We start from the raw sequence: 25,413 nt of genomic DNA on the forward strand, positions 1-25,413 counted from the left end.
AGATGTCGGCTTGTATTATACTTTTTTCTGTTTTTTAGGACATACTCCTTAATCACTCTTCTGATTATTCATTATTTTTGTACCCAAAAATATGAGAATGTATGATAGCACAAGAGATTCTTTTTGCGGATGATTTCAGCTTTATGGCCTCCAAAGAGATAGACCGTTATGTCACCCATGCGCTTTGTCATGAGGGAGAAGCCTCCTTCCACTTGGCAGGACAACCGTTTAGGATGAGAAAGGGCGATTGTATCGTGATTACTCATGGAGAATTGGTTACAGATATGTCTGTTTCTGATGATTTCCGCGTGACGGTGCTTTACCTTTTAGGCGAATATGCCTTAAAGAACATGCCTAAGAATGATTATGATGTGATAGGAAAACTGACCCTGCTCCGCAATCCCGTGCTTCCGCTCACTGAGCATGAACGGGAGGTATTCATGGAAGATGTCAATCTGATAAAGCGTAGATACACGGGAACAGACCATCATTTCCACGATGAATTGGTAGGTTGTCTCACGATGGCTTTCTGTCTGGATATTTATGATTTCCATGCCCGAATCTACGAAAATCCACAGATTAGCAAACAGGGGGCAGCCATTCTGACACGATTTATCGACATGTTGAAATCCGGTGAATATGTACGGCATCGTGAAGTGTCCTACTACGCATCACAGCTCTTCATCACCCCAAAATACCTGTCTGAAATATGCAAGAAAACCAGCGGATTCAGTGCGAACTTCTGGATAAGCCGATTCACCATTACTGGAATTACCCGTCTGCTTGCCGAGAAAGATTTAACATTGAAAACCATTTCGGATAATTTCAACTTTTCTTCCTTGCCTTATTTTTGCAGATATGTGCAGAACCTGTTGGGAGTCACGCCCTCTGAATACAGAGAAGGTCTGACATCACATGGATAATGTTTGGCGACATAATTTGTTATGCGAATTCCACAACTATATAAATTCCTTGTTTGTCTAAAAAGGAAAGCAGTATGCAGTATAACAACAAATTAACAGATTAACTTTATAAGATTTTGTAGATTACAAAAAAATGATTAGCATTTGCATTATGCTAATCACCCCACTTCAAAGCGATGAAGAATACAGAAGTTAGCACGTTACAAATCCATTACCTATTTTTAAAATAGCATCTCACAATTAACTGATAGATAATGATTTGCATTTAGGAAGAATAGTTGTTGCCAAGTCATTACCTCACTCTTTGAGAAAAGCTTATAAATAGCTTGTTTCTAACAGATTCCTATTTGTGTATCGAATTTTTATTGAAAAATCTTGCATCCGATTCTTGCAGAATAGACAGTGGAAATAGCCTAAAACGGCTTGAGAGATTGTTTGGCTCGACAGGGCGTCCAAGGGATAAACGTGAGCGTTGAGCTTAAAATTATCATACACTTGGAGGTCTCTGTTATAGTTCAGATGAGTTCCGTAACTATCTACTTTAGCGCGCTAAACACCCACTTTAGCGGCGTAACTATGGACTTGAGGAAAAGTACGACGATAGTTGGGCTTTACAGGCTATGCAGGTATGCCCATGACGGGTAACTTGCTATTTTTTGGGTTTTGTTTCGAATTCATGTGGTTTGATATACCCCTACTATTAAAACAAAAGTCCTGATAACTAATTGAAGTTATCAGGACTTTGTGTTATGTAGATATCAGATTATCAATACCAGCGTGGGTCACCAACTTGATAATAGATAAGGTCTTCGTTAGATAATGTGAAATCTCCATTAGCGGCGTCTTTATATCCAGGATCAAGGGTTGTGCCTTTTTCATCAAAGAATTTAGCAGTTCCACCATCGTTGGAGATAAAGTTGGTTGTATTGAAATAGTTGTTGTTGCCAAATGTTGGAATGGCTGTATTTCCACTGTCTGAGAATCCTCTTCCGCATGCATTCATATTGGAAAGGATATTGTTAGTAAATGTGATGCTGTTGTTCTTGAAACGTACATAGAAGAAACGTCTGCTGGCATCGTTACTAACTCCGTCAATTGTACAATGGTCAATTGTAATCACAGGGGCTGCACCAGCAAAGCTGCTTGACGCGTCATCGTAGCGGACAAAATCACGCGTTTTACAGCTGTTCCATACCGTTGTGTTGGAGATGTTGAGAGCTGCAATGTAACCTTTTCGGCAGTCAAACATATCCCCGCCATCGCATTCAATATTTGAAATCAAACAATTATTGATTGTTATTTCTGCAATTTGGGCTGCTACGTTGACATAATAGAAGCCTTTACCGTAGTTTTTGATTTCACAATCATCAACGATTAACTTGTCATAATTTGCTGCGGTCTTGAAATCGAACGCTTGGCTTCCGTCTGTATTACTTCCATCGAGTACAACTTGCTTAATGCTCAGTGATGCGCCATCGTTCAGTGTGATGCATCCATTGATGATAGGACGATCGCTGGGACGTACGGCTTTGATTTCTATACTTGTGCTGATATTGAGTTTACCTACACCTCCTTCTTCGCTTGGAATAGTGTAAGTACCCGGATGGAGAGCAAAAGCATCTCCTGCATTGGCAGCAGCGATCATGGCTACTAAGTCATCTTCGGGTTTAACTTCGATGGCACCTCCCAGATCGATTAGTGTTGTAAATGTCTGGCTACCACGTGTCTTATCTCCGTTCATCAGTTTGGCTGTGTATTGCGTTTCAGCTTTTAAACCTGTGATCGTTGCTGTACCTGCCGCTATTTCTTCAGCAGTAACAGCATGTGCTGGTACATCAGCAGGCGTCAGCACAATTTCTGTAGCAGTCTGTCCTGGAGTCCAATGTAATGTGACAGAGTTGAATGTTAAATCCTCTTCTGTGACGGGTGACAGAATTTGTTCTGTATCAGTTTCGAAGAAAACGCCACTCCATTTGGATGCTTTGCTTTCGTCTTCGCATATGGCCTGAATTCGGGCTGAATATTGAGTCTCTCCTTCTAACCCTATGATTTGGTAGGGCATTTGGTCAGCAGTAATACCATTATAGGTATTAGAAGGTGAACCTGTAAAAGTAAGACTGTCATTTGCAAACAATTCGATGTTATAAGCTGTAGCTCCTTTTGTAGGTGTCCAGGTCAATTGTACGTTGGTTCTGTTCGTAACACGTGCTTCTACGTTGATGGGAGCAAAAAGGCGACTATAATCAATGCTTGTGATTTCTTCGCTTTGATCTTCACAAGCTGTAGTCAGGGCTGCCAAAGCTAGCCCTAACACAAAAGTATATTTTTTTAATCTGTTCATAATGGGTCCTGTTATAGAAGATTATACGATTAGTCATTGCTCAACATACCATTGCTGCTGTCAATGAATGTTTGCCAAATGGGCCAAACTTGGTTTTCGTCAGGGTTTTGGGTATAGAGTGCATTGATGAGTGCATCTTCCAGTTTTTCTGTAGAAAGCCAAGTCGTGTTGCTTTCGTAGCCCAGTGCTTCGCCTGCCTCGTCTGTATCACCATGGTTTAGACCATAAATCATCAACGTTTCACCATCTTCTGCAGTTTGGTAGTATAGTTTTTCAGGAAGGTCGTTGTAAGGAGCTTCTCGGCGAGCCAGTTTCATCATTTTGTCTTTGGCTTCGTCTAGTTTGACTTTCAGCAGATTCCAGCGGATTAAGTCTGCTTTTCTGAGCGATTCACCCGCAAATTCAAACGCGCGTTGATCTACGATCGCATTGAAGAATGCATCTTTGCTTGCGGTAGCGCTAGCCATATAAGCTGAGACTTTGGCTGCAGGTAGAGCACGGTCTAGGATTGGTTTCAGGTATTGTGCTGCATTAGCTGGACCTTCAAGCTCATTAATTGCTTCAGCTGCCATCAAATAGACGTCTGCTAGGCGCATATATTGCCAGTTGACACCATCATCGTTTGTTGATGTGACAATACGATTCATCCATTCGTAACGGAGTTTGCCAAAGCACCAGCTTTTTACGCTGCGAAGCTCTTGTTTAGAACGGCCGTTTACTAATTCTTTGGACCAGTCGTATGGAACACAGGTTATGTCACGGCGTATATCTTCAACGTCGTAGTCATAGAACAAATAGGGCAGAGGACCATTGACACCACCTTGAGCTTGCTGTGTATATTGGTCTTTGGCATTATGTTTTACTCCAAATGTGTATAAAACACGTCCACGTCCATCAGAAAACGGTATTTCCCACAAAGATTCTGCTCCGGCTGAAACGATATCTTGGCAGAGTCTCAGGAAGTTGTCTTTAAATGCAAGATTTGCTAAGGAAGGGCAATGATTGATGACGTCCAAGCATTCGTCACGGGCAATGGTGTACATGGAAGTACGTGAAAGTTCTGGGTCATTACTCAGGCGAATACCATCGGTACGCTGGCTATAGCCACCCGCATAAAGAGCTATGCGTGCACGTAATCCCTTTACGAAAGCCTTGTTGACACGTTCTACGGATTGTGTTACACTGCTTCCGTTAGGCCATGTTACTAAGTTGCTTGCTTCTTCAAGGTCGGCTAACAGTTGTTTGTAGATGACGTCTCTGTCTGCTCTGCCCTGATACATGGTTTCTGTGGTTATTGGTTCGAAACGTGCAGGTACGTCTCCCCATCCTTTGACAAGATCCAGGTATAGTACGGCACGAAGAGTTAATGCTTCTCCCAGTAGTTGAGCCATAGTAGCGTTGGTCTCTACATTTCCATAGTTGCGAAGACCGACGATGGCTTGATTGGCACGTTCAATTCCTTCATAGAATTTGGCATATGCATTGTTGGTCGTATTCATCTGTGTATTTGTTGCAGTAGCCGCATATGTACACAGATCATATTTTCCAGCATCCGGCATTTTGGTTGGTTCCATGTTGTTGATCCATTCCACGTCCGAGTTTATGCCATAATAAGGAAGGAAACGTCCGCGGTAAGAGTTGGTTTCACCAAAAGACTGGTGAATGCCCATTACTGCAGCTTCTGCCAATGAGGGAGTGGAAAAAATGACGGAGGAATCCAATGCCGACTGGCTTGGTGCATCCAGGTCACAAGATGACATCAGTCCTGTCAAGGACAATGATAAAAGGGAAATATATACTATCTTTTTCATTATCTTATGCTTTTATACGGTTTAGAAATTCAGGTTTACACCTACTACAAATTGACGACTCTTGGGGTATGCAGAGTAATCAACGCCAGGAGTCAGATTAGTCTTACGTATGGTTGATACTTCTGGGTCATAACCCGTGTAGCTTGTCAGGCAGAAGAGATTGTATCCTGTTACGTAGAAGCGCAGATTTTGTATTTTTACTTTGCTCAGTAATGATTTCGGGAGCGTGTATCCCAAAGTTAATGTGTTCAAACGGAGGAATGAACCGTCTTCTACAGCCCAGTCGCTGAATATCATACGATCGGTTAATGGAGACCACATGGTTGTGTTGGCATTCATGGCTGCCAATTCTTCCAAATCGGTACTGAGTGTACCGTCAGCTCTCAGGTTAGTCCAACGTTTTCCATCTGCCATTTCAGAGGTCATGTTACGATATTGATATTTACCTGTTTGGGTAAACTCGATTTTGTTGGCATTGTAGACATCGTTGCCGAAGCTCCAGTTGAAATTGGCGCTCAGATCAAAACCATAGGCGTATGCGCTAATACCAAAACCACCTGTATGCAACGGGTTGGCATCACCAATAATTTCGCGATCGTCGGTTGTAACTTTGTTATCTTCGCTTCCATCTATATTTTTCAGCTTCATGGAGCCTGGACGGATTTTACCAACAACAGCGGATGCGTCTACTACACCTTCTTTCAGAATCCAGGAATCTGTAGCTGCGTCATAACCTACAAAGTCACTTGCTTCGTAGCGTCCGTCTGAACGGTAACCATACATTTGGCCTACAGAACCACCTTTAGCAATCCAGAAGTCATTTCCGATTTCAGAAGAAGCCCAGTAGGTTTCTGCTCCGAAATCGTTCATCATACCCAGATCTTTAATGGTATTTTTATTGAAGCCGATATTAGCATTGAAGCTTACTCCCCAATCTTTTTTGTTAACAATAGTCCAATTGATGCTTGCTTCGATACCTTTGTTTTCAGTCTTACCCATATTTCTGTATTGTGTATCATATCCGGTTCCACCTACAGGGAATTGGATAAGCAAATCAGTTGTGGTATTCAAATAGGCTTCGATGGTACCATTCAACTTACCACCAAGTACAGTGAAATCCAAACCTAAGTTACGGGTAATGGTTGTTTCCCATTTTAAATCGGGGTTAGCCATTGTCTTGGAAGGTGCCCAATAGTTGGAGAAACCATTGATCCAAGAAGTAGCAGAGTTACTATAAGTTTGTACCATCTGTCCTGAAGGAATGTTATTGTTTCCTGCAGTACCATAGCTAAATCGGAGTTTTAAGTCGTCCAACCATTCTTTAGTACCTTCCATGAAGTTTTCAGAAGATACACGCCATGCGACAGCTGCTGAAGGGAAGTATCCCCACTGGTTGCCAGCTGCAAATTTGGAAGAACCATCGGCACGGAAAGTTGCGCTCAATAGATATTTGCTTTGGTAGTCGTAGTTTATACGTCCGAAGTAGGACAAGAGTTTGTCATCTGGATCATAGAAATTGTCGATAGAGAAGGGGGTTCCCATAGAAGTCAGTTTCCATGCATCAGCGGCTGTAAATGTTTCGGGGAAACCATGTACAATATTGGTAAGTTTGCTGGATTTGGTGATGATCCACTCATGGCCGATCATTGCATTCAAATGGTGGCTGTCTCCTTTGAATAAGTCAGAGAAGTCGTAGCTGATAGTATTGGTGTTGCGGAACTTATGACGATTGGTATTGGCAATTTGAATAGCCGGTAGGTTTTGGTTCTCTGCAGAAGGTACATTCTTTACATAATAGGTGGTAAGTCCATAAAAACGAAGATCGTCATTGCGGTAATCATCATATCCAAGTTCGGTTTTGAACTTGAAATTTTTGAAGATTTCCCATCCGAAGCTGCCTGACATATTCAGTGTCTTGCGCTCTTGGTCGCGATCATTGTCCGAGATAGCAGTCAACGGGTGATAGAGATTACCTAAATCATCGTCTGAACTACCTGCTGAGGAATCCATGTTTTCCAAAGGTATCGGAGTGTAGATGACAGAGTACTTCAGTCGTTTATCTGAGTCATAAGTACTGCTGACATCATTAGCTCCACCACCTCCAATATTGGTTTCTGAGTAACGGATAGAGAAGTCAAGAGTTACGTTCTTAACAGGTTTGGTGTTCAATTTCAAGCTAAAGTTGTCACGTTTGTAGTCAGAACCTTCCATGATGGCTTTGTCGTTCATGTGGCTGTAGCTGAATGCGTATTTTATTTTTTCACTACCGCCGGTTATGCTTAAATTGTGGTTGAAGGTGTTACCTGTTCGTCCGAAAGTTAAATCTTGCCAATCATTATAAGGTATATTCTTATACATGTCCAAGTCTTCGTAAGAGCCAAAGTAGCTTTCATAGTCTTCTACATAGCTGTTTCCTCTCAGCAATGCTTGTTCGTATTGCCATTTTGCATAATCGTAAGGATCGAGTACATCCAGTGTTTTGGCTATTTTTTTCCAGCTGTAATAGGCGTTGTAGCTGACGTTGATTTTTCCTTCTTTACCAGATTTGGTCGTAACAAGAATTACACCATTTGCACCACGAGAACCATAGATGGCTGTAGAAGAAGCATCTTTCAGAACGGTGATGTCCTCGATGTCTGAAGCTGGTATATCGGAAATGGATTCAACAGGGAAACCATCTACAATAAACAGAGGGGTATTGTCTCCTGTAATTGAGCCGCCGCCACGTACGCGGATTTTCATTTCTGCGTCAGGAGAACCTTCAGTCGTGGTGATTTGTACACCAGCCATTTTACCAGTCAGGGCTTCTGTTGCTGATGCCACAGGTACTGCAGCCAATACATCTGAGCTTACGGTGGCTACAGAACCTGTCAAATCTTTACGTTTGACTGAGCCATAACCGATGACCACAACCTCTTCCAAGGCTTGGGCGTCGTCTTCCATAACGATGTCAATGGTTGTTTTACCCTTAACGGACACTTCTTGGGTGGTCATACCCACATAAGAGAATACAATGGTGGCATTCGATGGAACACTCAAGGTGTAGTTTCCGTCAATGTCTGTGATGGTACCATTACTGGTATTCCCTTTCTCAACTACAGAAGCACCGATGACGGTTTCTCCTGTTTTGTCTTTCACGGTACCTTTTACGGTTACGTTTTGCGCCGATACGCTGAGCGATATCAGGGCTACTAATAGGGTTAGTAGCGCGGTGCGCGTGGTTTTCATCTTGTTAGACATTCTTAGCATGTTATTAAATAAAAGAGTTAGTTTCTATTTAGTGTGGTCGAACACACTGTTAATACATCGCTGCAAATGTATAAGATTGTAAACGAGGGTATGTGGAATATTTGTTTTTAGGGTGGGAATTTTTGTTATGTATGTGGACTTTAAGAATATTCTCCCAGAAAACATGTTGGAAAACATGTTTCTGGAAGTGAGAGGGTTGTTATAGCTTTGGCTCAGGCTAAAACGATGTTTTCGATGGCTTCTGTCGTGTCGACAATATGTTTCGGACAGAAGGCCTCCAATTCGGTGCGCGGACGGAACCCCCACGTGACGCCACAGGCGGTGACATGGGCATTGAGGGCCGTCTGCATGTCGACACCCGAATCGCCTACGTAGAGGGTATCGTCGGGAGCGATGGAGGTCTGCTTCAGGATGTCGAAGACGATGGTGGGGTCGGGCTTGGTAGCTATTCCTTCACGCTGGCCATAGACGGCGGCGAAGCGGATGGTGGGGAAGTAGTGGGCAACGAGCTTTTCGGTAGCCGACTGGTATTTGTTGGAGGCCACGGCCAGCTGGACTTGGCGGGATTGGAGGCGGGACAACAGCTCGGGGATGCCTGGGTAAGGACGGCTTTTGTCGGCGTTGTGCTGGTCGTAGTAGGGAACGAAATGGCTACGGACTTTCAAGACGTTTTCTTCCGTCTTTTCTCCTTCGGGCAAGGCACGTTCGAAGAGCTTGTTGATGCCGTTGCCTACCATGAACTTGTAGGCGGCTTCTTCGTGGGTGGGGTAGCCCAGGGTCTCAAGGGCGTGGTTGGTGCTTTGCGCCAGGTCGGCGATGGTGTTCAGCAGGGTGCCGTCGAGGTCGAATATAACCAGTTTTTTCATCTTGTTTCCTCCTTCTGTTTCGTCTTTTTCTGCGCAAAAGTAGTATTTATTTCGATAGGGCGGTCGGGAGCGTGTGGAAAAAGCACTGTTTTACGAGGAAGAAAACGGCCTTTTCCTGTCCGTAAAACATAGTTTTGCGTGAAAAGGCCGATTTCCTTGTGTGGTGGTTAGGAAACCCCGCCTGTCAGGGAGTGATGCGGAACCAGTCGATGTCTGCCCATCCGCCGTCGTTTGTCTTGATGGCGGGGCGGGTGCAGAAGGTGCCTATCTTGGCGCCTATCCATTTGCCTTCCTTGGCTTGGAAGGGGTTGCCCAGCTTCTTGAAGCTCTTCCCGTTGAGGCTATAGCTGAAGTCGCACATCACCACGAGGTCGTGACCACCTTCACTCTCGGCTATCTTTTGGCCGTCGCAACTGAACTTGACACGCAGATAGACGGTCGGGTCGGTCAGGGGGACGGAAGCGTTGACCTGTTCGGGCGTACCTTTTTCTGCTTTGGGGCACTCCACTTGCGAGAGTACCAGACCTTTTTCCGTATTCTCAAGGATGAGGCTAGCGTAGTCGAGACCCATTACGACGAGGCCTGTGCGTTCGCCCTTGTATTTGCTGATGGGCTTGAACGTGAGCTTCATCGTGGCGGTGAAGTTGGGGGCAGGTGTCTTCTGAAGGAGCAGGTTGGCTACGTCCCACAGATTTTTGTAATCCTTTACGACAGGGTAGGAGTAGAGGCGGACGAGGCTTTGGTCGCCGGCATAGTAGGCCCACTTCTCGTTGATGTTGGCGTGCCATTGCCATTGGGGCGAGAGGGTGTAGCCGTCGAACTCGTCGCTCTCCTGTGGGGTGCAGACGGGGTAGGTCTTACCCACATTGGGCTTCTTGTGTGTCAATACAGGTTGGCCACATCCGTCGCCGTCCTTATCCTCTCCGATAACGGGCCATCCGTCCACCCACTTCATGGGTTGGAGGTGAACGAGGCGGCCATAGGCGCCTACGTCCTGAAAGTGGAGGAACCAGTCTTCACCCGTCGGCGTGTCCACCCACGAGCCTTGATGGGGGCCGTTGACGGGCGTGTCGCCTTGTGCCAGCACGGTTCTCCATTCATAGGGGCCGTAGACGTTCTTCGAACGGAGTACGACCTGCCAGCCTGTGGGTACGCCGCCGGCAGGGTGGAAGATGTAGTAATAGTCGCCCTTCTTGTAGAACTTGGGGCCTTCGCACGTCTCGTGCGCCTCATGGCCGTCGAAGACGATGCGCGAGGGGGTGATGGCTTGCGTGGCTTCGGCGTTCAGTTCGCAGATGGCGATGACGCTCTTCAGCTCGGCACGGCTGCCCGCATAGGCATGTACCAGATAGACTTTGCCGTCGTCATCCCACAAGGGGCAGGTGTCGATGATGCCTTTGCCGGCTTTTACGAGTACAGGCTCTGTCCACGGCCCCTTGGGGTCTTTGGCTTTCACCATGAAGGCGCCCTGGTCGGGGTCGCCCCAGAAGATGTAGAATTCGCCGTTGTGGTGGCGGATGGAGGGGGCCCATACGCGGTTGCCATGTTCAGGCCGTTCGGGCGTACTTTCAGGAGTCAGTTTATAGGGGATGGCCGCGCCGATGAGGGTCCAATTCACCAGGTCCTTGGAGTGGAGGATCTGGAGGCCGGGCAGGCAGTTGAAGCTCGACGAGGTCATGTAGAAGTCGTCGCCCACGCGGCAGGCATCGGGGTCGGAGTAGTCGGCATAGAGGACGGGGTTCTTGTAGGTGCCGTCGCCCTGGTCGGCCACCCATACCTTCGATACGTAGTTTTCCGTCTGTTGGGCGGCTAGTGGCAGGCCGACCAACAAGCTGAGTCCTAATAGTGCTTTTGACAAATTCATGATAGACAGGTTTATCGTTTGGGTATTTATACGCACGAAGGCTGTTTTACACTCAACGGATGATGGTGACTTTTATTGGATTCTCCAACTCTTCCTTCCACTCCTGCATGTACTCGAACCAGGCTTCCGAGGTGGGGTAGCCGAAGGTTTCCTTGCGCGAGGTGAACATGGTGTAGTAATAGAAGTTGTCGCTACCAGGTGCAGAGACGGTGTAGAGGAAATTGTCCTTGTCCTTCACTTCCTTGCGGACATATTTTTGTGGAATGTAGGTGGCGATGCCGATGGTCTCCTTGGCATATTTCACCGTGTCGTTGACGGGCCAGTGTTTTCCCCAGCTACCTACCAGTCCTTTGTGGTCAGAGTAGGAGACGGTTTCGTTGCCCATGATGTTTTGCACGCCTGTACAGAAGGTTTCTTCCTCCAGCGGCTCTGCAAAGGTGGTCTCGATGCGCAGGTCGCGATGGCCGGCATAGAGGATGTAGCGGTGGGTCATGGTCAGTTCTTTCCCCTGGTATTCCCATCCTTTGGCTTCCACCTCCGCAACGGTGCGGATAGGACCATAGGCCAGGATGCGCTCCGTGCGGAAGGCGACAGGTGCCACGTGGGTGGCCTTCTGTCCGTCCCAACCCTTAAGGGCGCCGATGCCGCAACTATTTCCCACAAGCAACACATCGTCGCCAAAGCCGCGTGCCAGCTGTTCATCGTTGGGATAGAACTGGCTTTCCTTCAGCTCCATGCCTTTGTTGAACTTGCCGTAGGGGTCAAGAGTCTGTTTTTCATTGAAGTAGACGCGATAGCCTACGAGCTCGGATTCGAACATGGGGCCGTGGCCGTGTACCATGCTATAGAAATCTGTCGTGCCAGGCACGGTGATGGATTGTACGGGTGCGTGGCGGTTGTTCTTGGCGTCGCGTGCCAGCATTTGAGCGAATACGCGGGCGGGGTATTGTTTGGTTGGTTTGGCTGAGGAAAGGGTGAGGGTCAATTCTTTATTCGTGTGGGCAGGCATGTCGATGACAAAGGCCAGTTCGTCTGCCTTCAGGTCGCCGTTGAGGTCGTCCAGCTGGGAGGGGATTTCCTGCTTGTTGTCCATGACCACGGCCGAACGTACCTGGAAGGTGGCTCCCGTCTGGTCGAGGCGGATGACTACGGGCGCATCCTTTTGTGTGCGGTCGCCTGTGTTCTCGAGTTTGATTTTCAGTTGTGTCGTTTCTTGTGCGGTCATCAGCATGCAGCTACCGCAAAGAATGCCCAGCAGGGCAAATAGTTCTTTTTTCATGATGTGTATGTGGCTTTTTAAATTACTTTGTTACAAAAGTAATCAAAAAAATGAAAGTTTGCGATGATTTCTCCAATTCAATCATAAAGAATTTCGCCCCTGCGGCCTGATGTGACAGACCACAGGGGGCGATCTTAATGAAACCTCTATACCTTTAGTTGTGTTGATTTATGCCGGTGGGTTAATGTTATTCGTTATGGTAGGTTTTTCCGTTAACTTTCACATTCTTGGAGTCTTTTACCTGCAACACTTCTCCTTGTGTATTTACTTGCGTGTTGTCAATCGTTACGTTTTCTGCCTGGCTGATGACAATACCCTGCCTGGCGTCGTTGATGACTACGTCCTTGATGTTGACGTTGCGTATCGGCATTTCAGGCAGGCCGTTGAAGAACATGGCCCGACCTATGTTGCTGGCCGTGATGTTCGAGATATGGATATCGCGGAAAGCGGGTGTTTCTTCTGTCACAGGCGGGATGGCGGCTTTCATGCGTCCAGCCAGCTCCTCTTCGGTCTCTTCACCTGCTCCCTTGCCGCCATAGAAGAGGTCGAACAGCAGGGCTTCATGAGGGATATCTATCATGTTGATGCGGTCGATGTAGATGTTTTCTACCACACCACCACGTCCGCGGGTGCTCTTGAAACGCAGGCCTACGTCGGTGCCCAGGAAAGTACAGTCGGCTACGTAGATGTTCTTCACGCCGCCCGACATCTCGCTACCTACCACGAAGCCGCCATGTCCATGCAGGACAACGTTGTTCTTTACGATAACATTCTGGCAGGGCTCTCCGCGTTTGCGCCCGTCCTCGTCTTTGCCGGACTTGATGCAGATGGCGTCATCGCCTGCATCGAACACGTTGTTGATAATCAATGCGTTGTTGCACGATTCCAAATCGAGCGCATCGCCGTTTTGTGAATACCAGGGGTTGAATACCTTGACGTTGTTGATCGTGATATGTTCGCACGACAGGGGGTGCAGGCACCAGCTGGGTGAGTTCTTGAAGGTCACGCCTTCGAGCAGGACGTTCTTGCTTTTTACAATGTTGAGCAGGACGGGGCGAAGCCAGGGGCGGATTTCGTCCCATTCTTCATCGGTTTCGATGCCGACGGGGTTGTTGAATTCCTTGCAGGCTTTGGCGCCCTTGAGTGAACCTTCAGTGGGATACCAGATATCATCTTCCACTACACCGCCCGAGGCAACAAGCGTCTTCCATTGCGAGGATGTCATTTTGCCTTTCTTGACAGGGCGCCAGCTGTCGCCCGAGCCGTCGAACACGCCATGGCCTGTGATGGCGATGTTTTCAGCGTTTCGTGCCGAGATGGGCGACTGGCAACGGCGTGTTTCCAGTCCTTCGAACGAGGTTTTTATGATGGGATAAGCCTGAAAGTCGTCTGTAAACAATACCAGTGCGTTCTTTTCTGTATAAAGATTGACGTTGCTCTGCAGTTCGATGGGCCCCGTCAGCCATAAACCTTCAGGGATGACCACTTTGCCTCCTCCCTTTTCGTGGACGGCTTTGATGGCGTCGTTGATGGCTTGGGTGTTCAACGTCTTGCCATCGGCTTGGGCTCCAAAGTCTTTGATATTGACCGTATAGTCGGGGAAAGACGGTTGGATGACTTGGGGCATACTGAAGGGAAGGTTCTCGTAGATGCTGTTGTCAATGCTGCTTTTGCATTGCGTGGTTTCCGCCTGTTGTGCGCAGGCCACAGGGACAATTGCGCTGGCAAGCACCAATAACTTCTTGACAAATGTGTTCATTCGTGATATCTTTTTAATTTTTACCATTGCAAAAGTACCGTAATGTTCTCTGTCTCGTGTGTATTATTTGTTGGTTTAGGTGTATTTTTTGTCATTCAGCCACTTTCTTTCCTTGTTTTTCAAGAAACTTACGTGGAAACTTCCTATCTTTGCGGCGTGAACTTTATAAAAATAGGTATGAGTTACAATTTATTGAAAGGAAAAAAAGGCATTATTTTCGGTGCTCTGAACGAGCAGTCCATTGCCTGGAAGGTTGCAGAAAAAGCTGTTGAAGAGGGTGCAACCATTACGTTGTCTAACACTCCTGTAGCTGTCCGCATGGGCGAAGTATCTGCCCTGGCCGAGAAGTTGCATTGTGAGGTAATCCCTGCCGACGCTACCAGCGTAGAAGATCTGGAGAACGTGTTCAAGCGCTCCATGGAAGTGCTGGGCGGACCGGTTGACTTTGTACTTCACTCCATCGGAATGTCTCCCAACGTGCGTAAGAAACGTACGTACGACGATTTGGATTACGATATGCTGAGCAAGACACTGGATATTTCTGCCGTGTCTTTCCACAAGATGATACAGGCTGCCAAGAAACTGGGTGCTATTGCCGACTATGGTTCTATCCTGGCTTTGAGTTACGTGGCTGCCCAGCGTACCTTCTATGGTTACAATGATATGGCCGACGCTAAAGCTCTGCTTGAGTCTATCGCACGCAGCTTCGGTTACATCTACGGACGTGAACACCACGTGCGTGTGAACACCATCTCTCAGTCACCTACAATGACTACGGCTGGTTCAGGTGTGAAGGGTATGGACAAATTGTTCGACTTCGCCAACCGTATGTCTCCGCTGGGCAACGCTTCGGCCGACGAATGTGCCGACTATTGCATCGTGATGTTCTCTGACCTCACCCGCAAGGTTACTATGCAGAACCTCTACCACGACGGTGGTTTCTCCAGCGTGGGTATGAGCCTCCGTGCCATGGCTACTTACGAGAAAGGTCTTGACGAGTATAAGGATGCTAACGGAAATATTATCTACGGATAAAATTTTATAATTGAGAATTGAAAATTGAGAATGGAGAATTAAATGGAGGATGAATTTTTCATTTTCAATTTTCAATTCTCCATTTTCAATTCATTTAATGGAAATCGCACTCTATCTGCTGCCCGTTACCTTGGGCGACACTCCCTGGGAGAAGGTCTTGCCTGGATATAACAAGGAAATCATAGTGGGTATCCGCCACTTTATTGTGGAGGACGTCCGTTCGGCCCGTCGTTTTCTGAAGAAAGTAGACAAGGACATTGATATTGATGCCCTGACTTTTTATCCGCTCAACAAGCATACGTCTCCTGCGGATATTTCGGGCTATCTGAAACCGCTTGAGGGCGGTTTATCTATGGGAGTTATTTCCGAAGCAGGTTGTCCTGCTGTGGCCGATCCGGGTGCAGATGTGGTGGCCATTGCACAGCGCAAGGGCTTGAAGGTAGTGCCACTTGTAGGTCCTTCGTCCATCATCCTGTCAGTCATGGGTTCGGGTTTCAACGGGCAAAGCTTTGCCTTCAACGGATACTTGCCTATTGAACCAGCCGAACGCGCCAAGAAGCTGAAGCAACTCGAACAGCGTGTCTACGCCGAGCATCAGACACAATTGTTCATTGAGACACCTTATCGTAACAATAAGATGCTGGACGATATTCTTCAGAATTGCCGTCCTCAAACGAAACTTTGCATTGCCGCCAACATTACATGCGAAGGAGAGTTCATCAAAACACGGAGCGTAAAGGACTGGAAGGGGCATACACCCGATCTGACTAAAATACCTTGCATCTTCCTGCTCTATCAGTGAGCATTGTGTGTGGATAAGTTTCCGCCACATTCATCAATCATTGAAAAAACACGATTGTATTCGTCTTCGAAGCAATGGTAGAAGTAGTTCTGCCCGATGTTTTGTTCGATCTGCTGGATGGTCCATAGTTTCCCGACTTGTCCTTTGTTACGTTTCAGTTGGCTTTCGTGGTCGACGGTTATTGTGAAGACATATACCAGGCGGTTGGTCATTTCGTTTTCCAATTTATATTTGAAATTGAATTTGAGGTCTTGCATGGATATTTCGGGCAGGACTTGACGTACCAACCGATGAATGCCCTGCTTCAGCGTTTCGCCATAGAGCAGATAGCCTTCGACCGGCAGGTCGACTTTGCCTTTTTCAAAAGAAGAGCATTGAAGCCGTGGGCAGAGGTAAAGCATACCGTTCAGCGTGACAGCTACGCGTACAAAGGGTATCATATATTTCTGCTTCTTGCTCAAGGCATCGGAAGCCAATGCTTTGCCCACTACGTTGCCTTCGGCATTGACTATGGGGATGAAGATCGTCCGTTTCATCAGGCGGTTGAAATAGCTGATGCCTATCTGGTTGAATAGAATACTTAGGATGAATACCGCAGGCGGTGCTACGTGATGTAGAATGAAACTTGATTCGCCTTGGAAAAAGGAAGCGCCTGTCAACAGTAGGGCGAGCAAATGAATAGCGCCGAAAAGCAATACGACACGGGCCGATACGATAGTGGCTTCAACGCTTTGAGCCGACGACTGATGCTTCCTTTTAAAAGAACCGTAGTAAGCTTTCAGCGATTTACGGTTCAGGTAGAAGAGCAGAATTAATAGTAGGGTGCCTACTTCGAGGGTGAAGGAGTACCATTGCGGCTGGCAGCTGGCGGCGTAGAAATAATAGGTGAAGGCAAGCAGAACCAGCATAGCGGTAATGCCATATAACAGAATTTGCGGCAAGTGGCTTCCTTTTCGCAAGAATGTATAGGTGGAGAGGACGATACCCAGCAGGGCGCCCGCATAGATGGCCGTACCTAGCGTGGCTAGTTCGGACAGTATCATGGACACCAGGACGGGAATAAACCCCCATGCCATGTTATACTTGAAAGAAAGAATACTTTGTCGGCTCATGGGTGTATCGCTTTTTCCTTTTAAACAAAAAAGAGGCTGAGTTGTTCAGCCTCTTTTCTTTATTTCTTCAGGTAACGGAGTGACTTTTCCGCGTGGTAGGATGATCGTACCAGCGGGCCGCTCTCTACCTGCGTGAAGCCTTTGGCCAACCCCGTTTCTTCGTAGCGTTTGAATTGGTCGGGGGTGATATACTCGGATACGGGGTAGTGACGATGCGAGGGTTGCAGGTACTGGCCGATGGTCATGATCTGGCAACCGGCGGCGCGAAGGTCGTCCATCAGTTCCTCTACCTCGGCGGGTGTTTCGCCCAGGCCTACCATGATGCCCGACTTGGCCGTGATGCCACTGGCGGCTATCTGGCGGATTACCTCGAGGCTCGTGTCGTAGCGGGCGGCGCTGCGCACCAGGGGGCTGATGCGGCGCACGGTCTCCATGTTGTGGCTGATGATGTCGGACCTTGCTTCAATGACCTGCTCCACCAGCTCCCTGCGCCCCTGGAAGTCGGGGATTAGCACTTCGATGGTGGTTTCGGGGTTCAGACGGCGTATCTCGCGGATGGTCTGCGCCCAGTGGGCGGCGCCTAGGTCGGGCAGGTCGTCGCGGTCGACAGAGGTCACCACGGCGTGCGAGAGCTTCATCAGCCGTACTGATTCGGCCACGTGCGTAGGTTCCTGCGGGTCGAGAGGCAGGGGGCGTCCTGTCTGTGTGTTGCAGAATTTACAACTACGGGTACAGATGTTGCCGCCTATCATGAAGGTGGCTGTGCCCCGTCCCCAGCATTCGCCCATGTTGGGGCATCGGCCGCTGCTACAGATGGTGTGCAGGCAGTGCGACTCGACGATGCGTTTCGTCTCGGTGTAGCGTTCGTTGGCGCCGATGCTTATCTTGAGCCATTCAGGCTTGCGTACTCGTTCCATTTCAAAAATTGAAAATTGAGAATGGATAATGGAGAATTAATTCCCCATTAACCATTGATTAAAGAATTCAGTCAAGCGCGTGTACAGGTGCATGCGCGTGTTGCCGCCGAAAATGCTGTGGTTGCGGTTGGTATAGACCTGCATGTCGAACTGCTTGCCCAGCTGAACCAGATGTTCGGCATACTCGGCACAGTTCTGGTAGTGCACGTTGTCGTCGGCCATGCCGTGTACCAGCAGGAGGCGTCCGTTCAGCTTGTCGGCACGGGTGAAGGCCGACGATGCCTTGTAGCCCTCGGCGTTCTCCTGTGGCGTGCGCATGAAGCGTTCGCCATAGACGGTGTCGTAGTAGTTCCAGTCAGTCACAGCTGCTACGGCCACACCTGCCTTGAATACGGGAGTACCCTCGCTCATACTCATGATCGTCATGTAGCCGCCGAAGCTCCAGCCCCAGATGCCGATGCGGTTCTTGTCCACGTAGGGCAGGCTACCCAGGTAAAGGGCCGTCTCCACCTGGTCGCGGGCTTCTTTGACGCCCAGGTTCAGGTAGGTGCATTTCTCGAAGTCGGCACCGCGTCCGCCTGTGCCTCGTCCGTCCACGCAAACTACAACGTAGCCTTGCGAAGCCATGAACGTCTCCCAGCTGATGCCGAAGGCGTCGAGCACCTGTTGCGAGCCGGGGCCGCTATACTGGTATTGCAGGGCGGGATATTTCTTGGAGGGAGAGAAGTCGGTGGGCTTCATCATCCAGCCGTTCAGCTGGGTACCGTCGGTAGTGGTGAAGCTGAAGAATTCCTTCTTCGGCAGGTTGTATTCAGCCAGCTGGGCACGGAGCTTCTGGTTGTCTACGAGGGTGGTGAGCACCTGTCCGCGGTTGTTGTTCAGCGTGATGACCATCGGCGTGTCGAGGCTGGTGTAGCGGTTTAGGTAGTACTTCATGTCCGTGCTGAACTGGGCCGAATTGGTGCCCTGTTGCGTGGAGAGTTTCAGTTTCTTGCCTTTGCGGTCGGTCTTATAGACGGCGGTACGCATGGGGCTCTCCTCGTTGCTGGTGTAGTAGAAGGAGCCTTCCTGCGGGTCGTAACCCAAGAAATCTTTTACCTCGAAGTTGCCCGAAGTGACCTGCTTGGCCAGGCTGCCCGTCATGTTGTACCAGTAGAGGTGGTTGTAGCCGCTGCGTTCGCTGACGAAGCTGAAGTTGTTGTCGTAGAAAACGACCTGATCGAATACGTTCTCTTTGATATACTTGTCGCTCTCGTCGCGGAGTATCAGCTTGCACATCGTGCTGCGCGGATTGGCGAAATAGAGGTCGAGGCGGTTCTGATGGCGGTTCAGTGTCATGATGGCCAGCTTTTCGGGGTCTTTGGTGAAGCGGATGCGGGGAATGTAGCCGTCTTCGTCCATCGGCACGTCGATCTTGCGGATGATGCGGCTCTTGATGTCGAACGTGTGGACGCTGACCTTCGAATTGGCTTCGCCCGTCTTGGGGTACTTGTATTCATAGGCGCCGGGATACTTCTCGTAGGCCTCGATGTGGGGCTTGTCGCCGGCAAAGACGGGGAAGGAGTAAGATTTTACTTCGCTCTCGTCCCAGCGCACAAAGGCCAGCATCTTGCTGTCGGCGCTGAACTCTAGGGCGCGGTTGTAGGAGAACTCCTCTTCGTACACCCAGTCGGGCGTGCCGTAGATGATCTTGTTGCGTTCGCCGTCCTTGGTAACCTGACTTTCGCTGTTGCCGTAGTAACGTTTCACGAGGAAGATGTTGTTGTCGCGTACGAAGGCCACCATCGAGCCGTCCGGCGAGAATACAGGCACCTGTTGCGGTCCGCCGTCGGAGAGTTTCTCCACCACGTTGTTGATTTTCCCCTCGAGGTTGCGCTTCAGGCTGTACAGATAGTGCACGGCCGTGTACGAGCGGCGGTAGATGGGGGTCGTCTCGGTGGCGATGAGCAGCATCGAGCCGTCGGGCGAGAAGCTGTAGCTGTCGAAGCGCTTGAAGGGGCACTCGCGGGCTGTGGCGGCGTCGAACAGCACTTCCACCTGTTTGCCGGTCTTGAAGGAGTATTTGATGATTTGTGTACCTTCGGCGTTCATTTGCGAGTAGTGTTCGCCGTCGCCGGGGATGGGGATGACTCCGTAGATGTTTTCCACGCGGAACGTGCCCGTCACGACATCCTTCAGCGTGAGCGGCTTTCCGCCTTGAGCGTAGGCTGCCAGCGTCAGGAGGCAGCAGAGTAGGGTAATGCTGATTTGCTTCATGTCTCTTTTTGTTTTTTTTGCAAAGATAAGCCACATTCGGCCGAATGCCAAAAAAGTGTCTCCGTTAAGACTTAAAATTCTGTTAACAAAACACGGATTTCGTGTTAATAAAACTAATGCACTGTTTTGCGGGTGGTAAAACGGTACTTTCGTACAGGTAAAGCGATGCTTTCTGATTGGTGATGCGGTGTTTGTTTTCTGTAGGTTGAGAGGATAAATCGATTTCAAAGACGGGGGAAAATGACGTTCCCGATGCGAATTTGCTCCCGATTTGCTGGATACTTCTGATAAAATACCGTAACTTTGTGGCTCGATTTTGAAATGTAACTGATACGAATATGGCAGCAAAACCTTGTATTCCGAAAGGAACCCGCGACTTTTCGCCCATAGAGATGGCGAAGCGCAACTATATATTCAACACCATCCGCGACGTTTACCACCTCTACGGCTTCCAGCAGATAGAGACACCCGCCATGGAGATGCTCTCCACGCTGATGGGCAAGTATGGCGAAGAGGGCGACAAGCTCCTGTTCAAGATACAGAATTCCGGCGACTACTTCTCCGGCCTGACCGACGAGGAACTGCTGAGCCGCAATGCTTCCAAGCTGGCTTGCAAGTTCTGCGAGAAGGGCTTGCGCTACGACTTGACCGTGCCCTTTGCGCGCTACGTGGTGATGCATCGCGACGAGCTGACGTTCCCCTTCAAGCGCTACCAGATACAGCCTGTATGGCGTGCCGACCGTCCGCAGAAGGGACGCTACCGCGAGTTCTACCAGTGCGACGCCGACGTGGTGGGCAGCGACTCCCTGCTCAACGAGGTGGAGCTGATGCAGATTGTGGACACCGTCTTCAGCCGCTTCGGCATCCGTGTGTGCATCAAGATCAACAACCGAAAGATACTGACGGGCATCGCTGAGATTATTGGTGAGGCCGACAAGATAGTGGACATCACCGTAGCCATCGACAAACTGGACAAGATAGGCTTGGACAACGTGAACGCTGAACTGCGCGAAAAGGGCATCGGCGACGAGGCCATCGCCAAGTTGCAACCCATCATCCTGCTCAGCGGTACGAACGAAGAGAAGCTGGCTACGCTGAAAGAGGTGCTGGCCACCAGCGAAACGGGCCTCAAGGGCGTGGCCGAGACGGAATTCATCCTGACCACCCTGAAGGCGCTGGGCCTGAAGAACGAAATCGAACTGGACTTGACGTTGGCTCGCGGTCTGAACTACTACACGGGCGCCATCTTCGAAGTGAAGGCGCTCGACGTACAGATAGGAAGCATCACCGGCGGCGGACGATATGACAACTTGACAGGTGTCTTTGGCATGGCAGGTGTCAGCGGTGTGGGCATCTCGTTTGGTGCCGACCGTATCTTCGATGTACTTAACCAGCTCGACCTCTATCCGAAGGAAGCCGTGGACGGCACGCAGCTGCTCTTCATCAATTTCGGTGAAAAGGAAGCGGCTTTCTCCATGCAAGTCCTGGCGCAAGTCCGTGCGGCAGGCATACGCGCCGAAATTTTCCCCGACGCCAGCAAGATGAAGAAGCAGATGAGTTATGCCAACGCCAAGGGCATTCCTTTCGTGGCACTGGTAGGCGAGAACGAGATGAACGAGGGTAAGGTGACGCTGAAAAACATGGAAAGCGGCGAGCAATGTCTGCTCACCCCTGCCGAACTGGTGGCAGCCATACGCAAATGAGCGGTAAAAAAACAAAATACTATTAAAAAGGAGCGGATTCCGCTCCTTTTTTCGTATATTTGTATCGGGCGTGAAATAAAAATGTAACGTAGTGGCGCTACTTTTGCACCGTTGCATTACATAAAGAAGAAGGAGGTAAAATATGGTTTCCATTCCGTTGAATGAAGAAAACAAACACAATTTGTTGATCGGTGTAATTATGGTTATTTTGGCTGTCCTATTCCTATTATATATGGGCAGCTCGATGGTGAGGTCCACCAAGGCTTTTTGGGAAGAAGGTAACATAGAACGTCTGCTCGAATAAGGGCAGGCGTTTTTTGTTTTCGGACAAATTGGACGTATTGCGACATTTTGGCAGTTTCTTTCTGCCAAAATAAGTTTGGCACGCTTTTCGTATATTCTTTTTCGCTTGCGCCAAGCAGGCAGAAAAAAGAAAATAAAGTATAACATATAAAACGAAAAGTGACTATGAACATTAAACCATTGGCAGACAGAGTTCTGATACTCCCTGCACCCGCAGAAGAAAAGACAATCGGCGGTATCATCATTCCTGATACAGCAAAGGAGAAACCTTTGAAAGGTGAAGTGATAGCAGCCGGAAACGGTACGAAGGACGAAGAAATGGTGCTGAAAGCAGGCGACCACGTACTCTATGGCAAGTATGCCGGCACGGAAATCGAACTCGACGGTACCAAATATCTGATCATGCGTCAGAGCGATGTACTCGCCGTACTGGGATAAAAACTTTCAATTTTCAACTTTCAACTTTTAATTAGACGAAATCATGGCTAAAGAAATTTTGTTCAATATAGATGCCCGCGACCAACTGAAGAAGGGTATCGACACACTGGCTAACGCCGTAAAAGTAACTCTGGGCCCGAAAGGCCGTAACGTTATCATCGAGAAGAAGTTCGGTGCTCCCCACATCACGAAGGACGGTGTGACCGTTGCCAAGGAAGTGGAGCTGGCCGACGCTTATCAGAACACCGGCGCACAGCTGGTTAAGGAAGTCGCTTCGAAGACTGGCGACGACGCAGGTGACGGTACAACAACTGCTACCGTACTGGCCCAGGCTATCGTAGCCGAAGGCTTGAAGAACGTAACGGCCGGTGCCAGCCCGATGGACATCAAGCGCGGTATCGACAAGGCCGTTGTCAAGGTGGTTGAATCCATCAAATCTCAGTCAGAGATGGTTGGTGACAACTACGACAAGATCGAACAGGTAGGTACCGTATCTGCCAACAACGATCCGGTTATCGGTAAGCTTATTGCCGACGCCATGCGTAAGGTTTCCAAGGACGGTGTCATCACCATCGAGGAAGCTAAGGGTACGGATACGACCATCGGCGTGGTAGAAGGTATGCAGTTCGACCGTGGTTATCTGTCAGCCTACTTCGTTACCAATACGGAGAAGATGGAATGTGAGATGGAGAAACCTTACATCCTGATCTACGACAAGAAGATTTCCAACCTGAAAGATTTCTTGCCTATCCTCGAACCCGCCGTACAGACAGGCCGTCCTCTGTTGGTCATCGCAGAAGATGTAGATAGCGAAGCGTTGACCACCTTGGTAGTGAACCGTCTGCGCAGCCAGCTGAAGATCTGTGCTGTGAAGGCTCCGGGCTTTGGTGACCGTCGTAAGGAAATGCTGGAAGATATCGCCGTACTGACCGGTGGTGTAGTGATCAGCGAAGAGAAGGGCTTGAAACTGGAACAGGCTACGATCGAAATGCTGGGTACTGCCGAGAAGGTTACTATTACGAAGGACAATACGACCATCGTAAACGGTGCCGGCGACAAGGAGAACATCAAAGAGCGTTGCGAGCAGATCAAGGCTCAGATTGCCGCTACAAAGAGCGATTACGACCGTGAGAAACTTCAGGAACGTCTGGCCAAGTTGTCAGGTGGTGTAGCTGTGCTCTACGTAGGTGCTGCTTCCGAAGTTGAAATGAAGGAAAAGAAAGACCGTGTAGACGACGCTTTGCGTGCAACGCGTGCCGCTATCGAAGAAGGTATCGTTCCAGGTGGTGGCGTGGCTTACATCCGTGCCCTCGAATCACTCGAAGGTCTGGAAGGCGACAATGCCGACGAAACAACCGGTATCCACATCATCAAGCGTGCCATCGAAGAGCCGCTCCGTCAGATCTGCGCTAACGCAGGCAAGGAAGGCGCCGTGGTTGTTCAGAAGGTTCGTGAAGGCAAGGGTGACTTCGGCTACAACGCACGTACCGACGTGTACGAGAACCTGCATGCAGCAGGCGTGGTAGACCCCGCCAAGGTTACTCGTGTAGCGCTGGAGAACGCCGCTTCTATCGCAGGCATGTTCCTGACAACGGAATGTGTCATCGTTGAGAAGAAGGAAGACAAGCCCGAAATGCCGATGAACCCCGGTATGGGTGGCATGGGCGGCATGATGTAATCGGCCGATTTCCCCTGATACATTAAACATATAAGCAGCCACGGTGTCTTGTCAGAGAGATACCGCGGCTTTTATTATATGAACCATTAACCATTTTAACCATCAATCATTAACTATGGCTTTTATCGATTATTACCAAGTATTGGGTGTGGACAAAAGCGCCTCGCAGGATGACATCAAGAAGGCGTACCGCAAGCTGGCGCGCAAGTTTCATCCTGACCTGAACCCGAACGACCCCACGGCCAAGGAAAAGTTTCAGGCCATCAACGAGGCAAACGAGGTGCTGAGCGACCCCGAGAAGCGTAAGAAGTACGACGAGTATGGCGAACACTGGAAGCATGCCGACGAGTTCGAGGCACAGAAGCAGGCCCGTCAGCAGGCAGGTGGCTTTGGAGGTTTCGGTGCCGGAGCGCAGGGCTTCCACACGGACGGTAACGGTACCTATTGGTATTCGTCCGACGGACAGGAGTTTACGGGCAGCAATGCAGGCGGCTTCTCCGACTTTTTCGAGGAACTCTTCGGCCATCGCGGACGGAGTGGGCGGAGTGCTCAGGGAGGTTTTCGCGGCCAGGACTATCAGGCCGAACTGAACCTGACGCTTCGTGAGGCCGCGCAAACTCATAAACAGGTGCTCAGTGTGGGCGACAAGCAGGTGCGCATCACCATTCCTGCCGGCGTGGCCAACGGGCAGGTCATCAAGCTGAAAGGCTATGGAGCTCCGGGTGTGAACGGAGGTCCTGCGGGCGATCTCTACATCACGTTTGTCATTGCCGACGATCCCGTGTTCAAGCGGTTGGGCGACGACCTGTATGTCGATGTCAATACCGATCTCTATACGGCCCTGCTGGGTGGCGAACAGTTGGTGAATACTCTGGACGGACAGGTGAAACTGAAAGTAAAGCCAGGCACGCAAAACGACACCAAGGTGCGCCTCAAAGGCAAGGGATTTCCTGTCTATAAGCAGGAAGGCGTGCAGGGCGACCTGATTGTGACCTACCACGTCCAGTTGCCTACCAACTTGACGGAGGAACAGAAAGACATGTTCCGTAAAATTCAGCGTATGAACTAACTAAAAAA

Annotated in this window: 17 protein-coding genes; 7 read left to right on the plus strand and 10 right to left on the minus strand. The window is 49.2% G+C overall.

The genetic code is table 11. The features are described 5' to 3' along the window. Positions 1–101 precede the first annotated feature (101 nt). Positions 102–923 carry a helix-turn-helix domain-containing protein gene (locus HF894_RS00265; protein ID WP_022053127.1) on the plus strand — a complete coding sequence of 274 codons (822 nt, stop codon included), beginning with the start codon at positions 102–104 and terminating at the stop codon, positions 921–923. Positions 924–1,689: 766 nt separating this feature from the next. On the opposite strand, the gene HF894_RS00270 is transcribed toward HF894_RS00265, so the two are convergent. The 7 genes from HF894_RS00270 to HF894_RS00300 form a co-directional block, all read right to left on the minus strand. Then, a complete protein-coding gene (locus HF894_RS00270; RefSeq protein WP_204970692.1) occupies positions 1,690–3,264 on the minus strand; it encodes a fibronectin type III domain-containing protein in 1,575 nt (524 codons plus the stop codon). A 29-nt stretch (positions 3,265–3,293) separates the two neighbouring features. Then, on the minus strand, positions 3,294–5,075 hold the full coding sequence (locus tag HF894_RS00275) for a RagB/SusD family nutrient uptake outer membrane protein (protein WP_204970693.1): 1,782 nt from the start codon (positions 5,073–5,075) through the stop codon (positions 3,294–3,296). A gap of 21 nt (positions 5,076–5,096) precedes the next feature. Beyond that, positions 5,097–8,315, minus strand: coding sequence for a SusC/RagA family TonB-linked outer membrane protein (locus tag HF894_RS00280; RefSeq protein ID WP_204969562.1), 3,219 nt, complete (start codon positions 8,313–8,315; stop codon positions 5,097–5,099). Positions 8,316–8,536: 221 nt separating this feature from the next. Further along, positions 8,537–9,190 (minus strand): HAD family hydrolase, encoded by a 654-nt coding sequence (locus HF894_RS00285; protein ID WP_204970694.1) that lies wholly within the window; start codon positions 9,188–9,190, stop codon positions 8,537–8,539. A gap of 184 nt (positions 9,191–9,374) precedes the next feature. Continuing rightward, entirely contained in the window at positions 9,375–11,054 is a 1,680-nt protein-coding gene (locus HF894_RS00290; RefSeq protein ID WP_204970695.1) for a glycoside hydrolase family 43 protein, read from the minus strand. A gap of 52 nt (positions 11,055–11,106) precedes the next feature. Continuing rightward, positions 11,107–12,333 carry a DUF4861 domain-containing protein gene (locus tag HF894_RS00295; RefSeq protein WP_204970696.1) on the minus strand — a complete coding sequence of 409 codons (1,227 nt, stop codon included), beginning with the start codon at positions 12,331–12,333 and terminating at the stop codon, positions 11,107–11,109. Between the two features lie 187 nt (positions 12,334–12,520). Further along, on the minus strand, positions 12,521–14,092 hold the full coding sequence (locus HF894_RS00300) for a glycoside hydrolase family 28 protein (protein ID WP_204970697.1): 1,572 nt from the start codon (positions 14,090–14,092) through the stop codon (positions 12,521–12,523). Positions 14,093–14,269: 177 nt separating this feature from the next. Between HF894_RS00300 and HF894_RS00305 the strand changes: the two genes are divergently transcribed. Both HF894_RS00305 and HF894_RS00310 read left to right on the plus strand, forming a co-directional pair. After that, the gene (locus HF894_RS00305; RefSeq protein WP_075317679.1) at positions 14,270–15,127 is read left to right on the plus strand and encodes an enoyl-ACP reductase FabI; all 858 of its coding nucleotides are present in this window, start codon (positions 14,270–14,272) and stop codon (positions 15,125–15,127) included. A 97-nt stretch (positions 15,128–15,224) separates the two neighbouring features. Next, positions 15,225–15,929: an SAM-dependent methyltransferase gene (locus tag HF894_RS00310; RefSeq protein ID WP_204969557.1), complete on the plus strand. Its 705-nt coding sequence runs from the start codon at positions 15,225–15,227 to the stop codon at positions 15,927–15,929. On the opposite strand, the gene HF894_RS00315 is transcribed toward HF894_RS00310, so the two are convergent. The 3 genes from HF894_RS00315 to HF894_RS00325 are packed head-to-tail and all read right to left on the minus strand — an operon-like array spanning position 15,923 to position 20,214. Beyond that, the gene (locus HF894_RS00315; RefSeq protein ID WP_204970698.1) at positions 15,923–17,041 is read right to left on the minus strand and encodes a hypothetical protein; all 1,119 of its coding nucleotides are present in this window, start codon (positions 17,039–17,041) and stop codon (positions 15,923–15,925) included. The two genes, HF894_RS00310 and HF894_RS00315, sit on opposite strands and share 7 nt — an antisense overlap. Before the next feature lie 59 nt (positions 17,042–17,100). Then, complete coding sequence (gene lipA, locus HF894_RS00320) at positions 17,101–17,958, minus strand: lipoyl synthase (protein WP_204970699.1); 858 nt, start codon at positions 17,956–17,958, stop codon at positions 17,101–17,103. A 36-nt stretch (positions 17,959–17,994) separates the two neighbouring features. After that, positions 17,995–20,214 (minus strand): S9 family peptidase, encoded by a 2,220-nt coding sequence (locus tag HF894_RS00325; protein WP_204970700.1) that lies wholly within the window; start codon positions 20,212–20,214, stop codon positions 17,995–17,997. Between the two features lie 338 nt (positions 20,215–20,552). Between HF894_RS00325 and hisS the strand changes: the two genes are divergently transcribed. The 4 genes from hisS to HF894_RS00345 all read left to right on the plus strand — a co-directional run bounded on the left by hisS (position 20,553) and on the right by HF894_RS00345 (position 25,405). Further along, the gene (gene hisS, locus HF894_RS00330; protein WP_204970701.1) at positions 20,553–21,917 is read left to right on the plus strand and encodes a histidine--tRNA ligase; all 1,365 of its coding nucleotides are present in this window, start codon (positions 20,553–20,555) and stop codon (positions 21,915–21,917) included. 468 nt (positions 21,918–22,385) lie between these two features. Beyond that, the gene (locus tag HF894_RS00335) at positions 22,386–22,658 is read left to right on the plus strand and encodes a co-chaperone GroES (protein WP_021847043.1); all 273 of its coding nucleotides are present in this window, start codon (positions 22,386–22,388) and stop codon (positions 22,656–22,658) included. A gap of 43 nt (positions 22,659–22,701) precedes the next feature. Beyond that, complete coding sequence (gene groL, locus HF894_RS00340; protein ID WP_204970702.1) at positions 22,702–24,336, plus strand: chaperonin GroEL; 1,635 nt, start codon at positions 22,702–22,704, stop codon at positions 24,334–24,336. Positions 24,337–24,451: 115 nt separating this feature from the next. Continuing rightward, positions 24,452–25,405 carry a DnaJ C-terminal domain-containing protein gene (locus HF894_RS00345; RefSeq protein ID WP_204970703.1) on the plus strand — a complete coding sequence of 318 codons (954 nt, stop codon included), beginning with the start codon at positions 24,452–24,454 and terminating at the stop codon, positions 25,403–25,405. The last annotated feature ends 8 nt before the right edge of the window (positions 25,406–25,413 follow it).

The organism is Caecibacteroides pullorum, assembly GCF_019239235.1.
Lineage (GTDB): Bacteria > Bacteroidota > Bacteroidia > Bacteroidales > Bacteroidaceae > Bacteroides > Bacteroides pullorum.

Bases quoted from the DNA above. Each gene is read 5' to 3' on its own strand.
- HF894_RS00335 (WP_021847043.1), top strand. From the start codon at position 22,386: ATGAACATTAAACCATTGGCAGACAGAGTTCTGATACTCCCTGCACCC.
- HF894_RS00295 (WP_204970696.1), bottom strand. From the start codon at position 12,333: ATGAAAAAAGAACTATTTGCCCTGCTGGGCATTCTTTGCGGTAGCTGC.
- HF894_RS00290 (WP_204970695.1), bottom strand. From the start codon at position 11,054: ATGAATTTGTCAAAAGCACTATTAGGACTCAGCTTGTTGGTCGGCCTG.
- HF894_RS00300 (WP_204970697.1), bottom strand. From the start codon at position 14,092: ATGAACACATTTGTCAAGAAGTTATTGGTGCTTGCCAGCGCAATTGTC.
- HF894_RS00280 (WP_204969562.1), bottom strand. From the start codon at position 8,315: ATGTCTAACAAGATGAAAACCACGCGCACCGCGCTACTAACCCTATTA.
- lipA (WP_204970699.1), bottom strand. From the start codon at position 17,958: ATGGAACGAGTACGCAAGCCTGAATGGCTCAAGATAAGCATCGGCGCC.
- HF894_RS00285 (WP_204970694.1), bottom strand. From the start codon at position 9,190: ATGAAAAAACTGGTTATATTCGACCTCGACGGCACCCTGCTGAACACC.
- HF894_RS00325 (WP_204970700.1), bottom strand. From the start codon at position 20,214: ATGAAGCAAATCAGCATTACCCTACTCTGCTGCCTCCTGACGCTGGCA.
- HF894_RS00265 (WP_022053127.1), top strand. From the start codon at position 102: ATGATAGCACAAGAGATTCTTTTTGCGGATGATTTCAGCTTTATGGCC.
- HF894_RS00345 (WP_204970703.1), top strand. From the start codon at position 24,452: ATGGCTTTTATCGATTATTACCAAGTATTGGGTGTGGACAAAAGCGCC.
- HF894_RS00305 (WP_075317679.1), top strand. From the start codon at position 14,270: ATGAGTTACAATTTATTGAAAGGAAAAAAAGGCATTATTTTCGGTGCT.
- HF894_RS00315 (WP_204970698.1), bottom strand. From the start codon at position 17,041: ATGAGCCGACAAAGTATTCTTTCTTTCAAGTATAACATGGCATGGGGG.
- hisS (WP_204970701.1), top strand. From the start codon at position 20,553: ATGGCAGCAAAACCTTGTATTCCGAAAGGAACCCGCGACTTTTCGCCC.
- HF894_RS00270 (WP_204970692.1), bottom strand. From the start codon at position 3,264: ATGAACAGATTAAAAAAATATACTTTTGTGTTAGGGCTAGCTTTGGCA.
- HF894_RS00275 (WP_204970693.1), bottom strand. From the start codon at position 5,075: ATGAAAAAGATAGTATATATTTCCCTTTTATCATTGTCCTTGACAGGA.
- HF894_RS00310 (WP_204969557.1), top strand. From the start codon at position 15,225: ATGGAAATCGCACTCTATCTGCTGCCCGTTACCTTGGGCGACACTCCC.
- groL (WP_204970702.1), top strand. From the start codon at position 22,702: ATGGCTAAAGAAATTTTGTTCAATATAGATGCCCGCGACCAACTGAAG.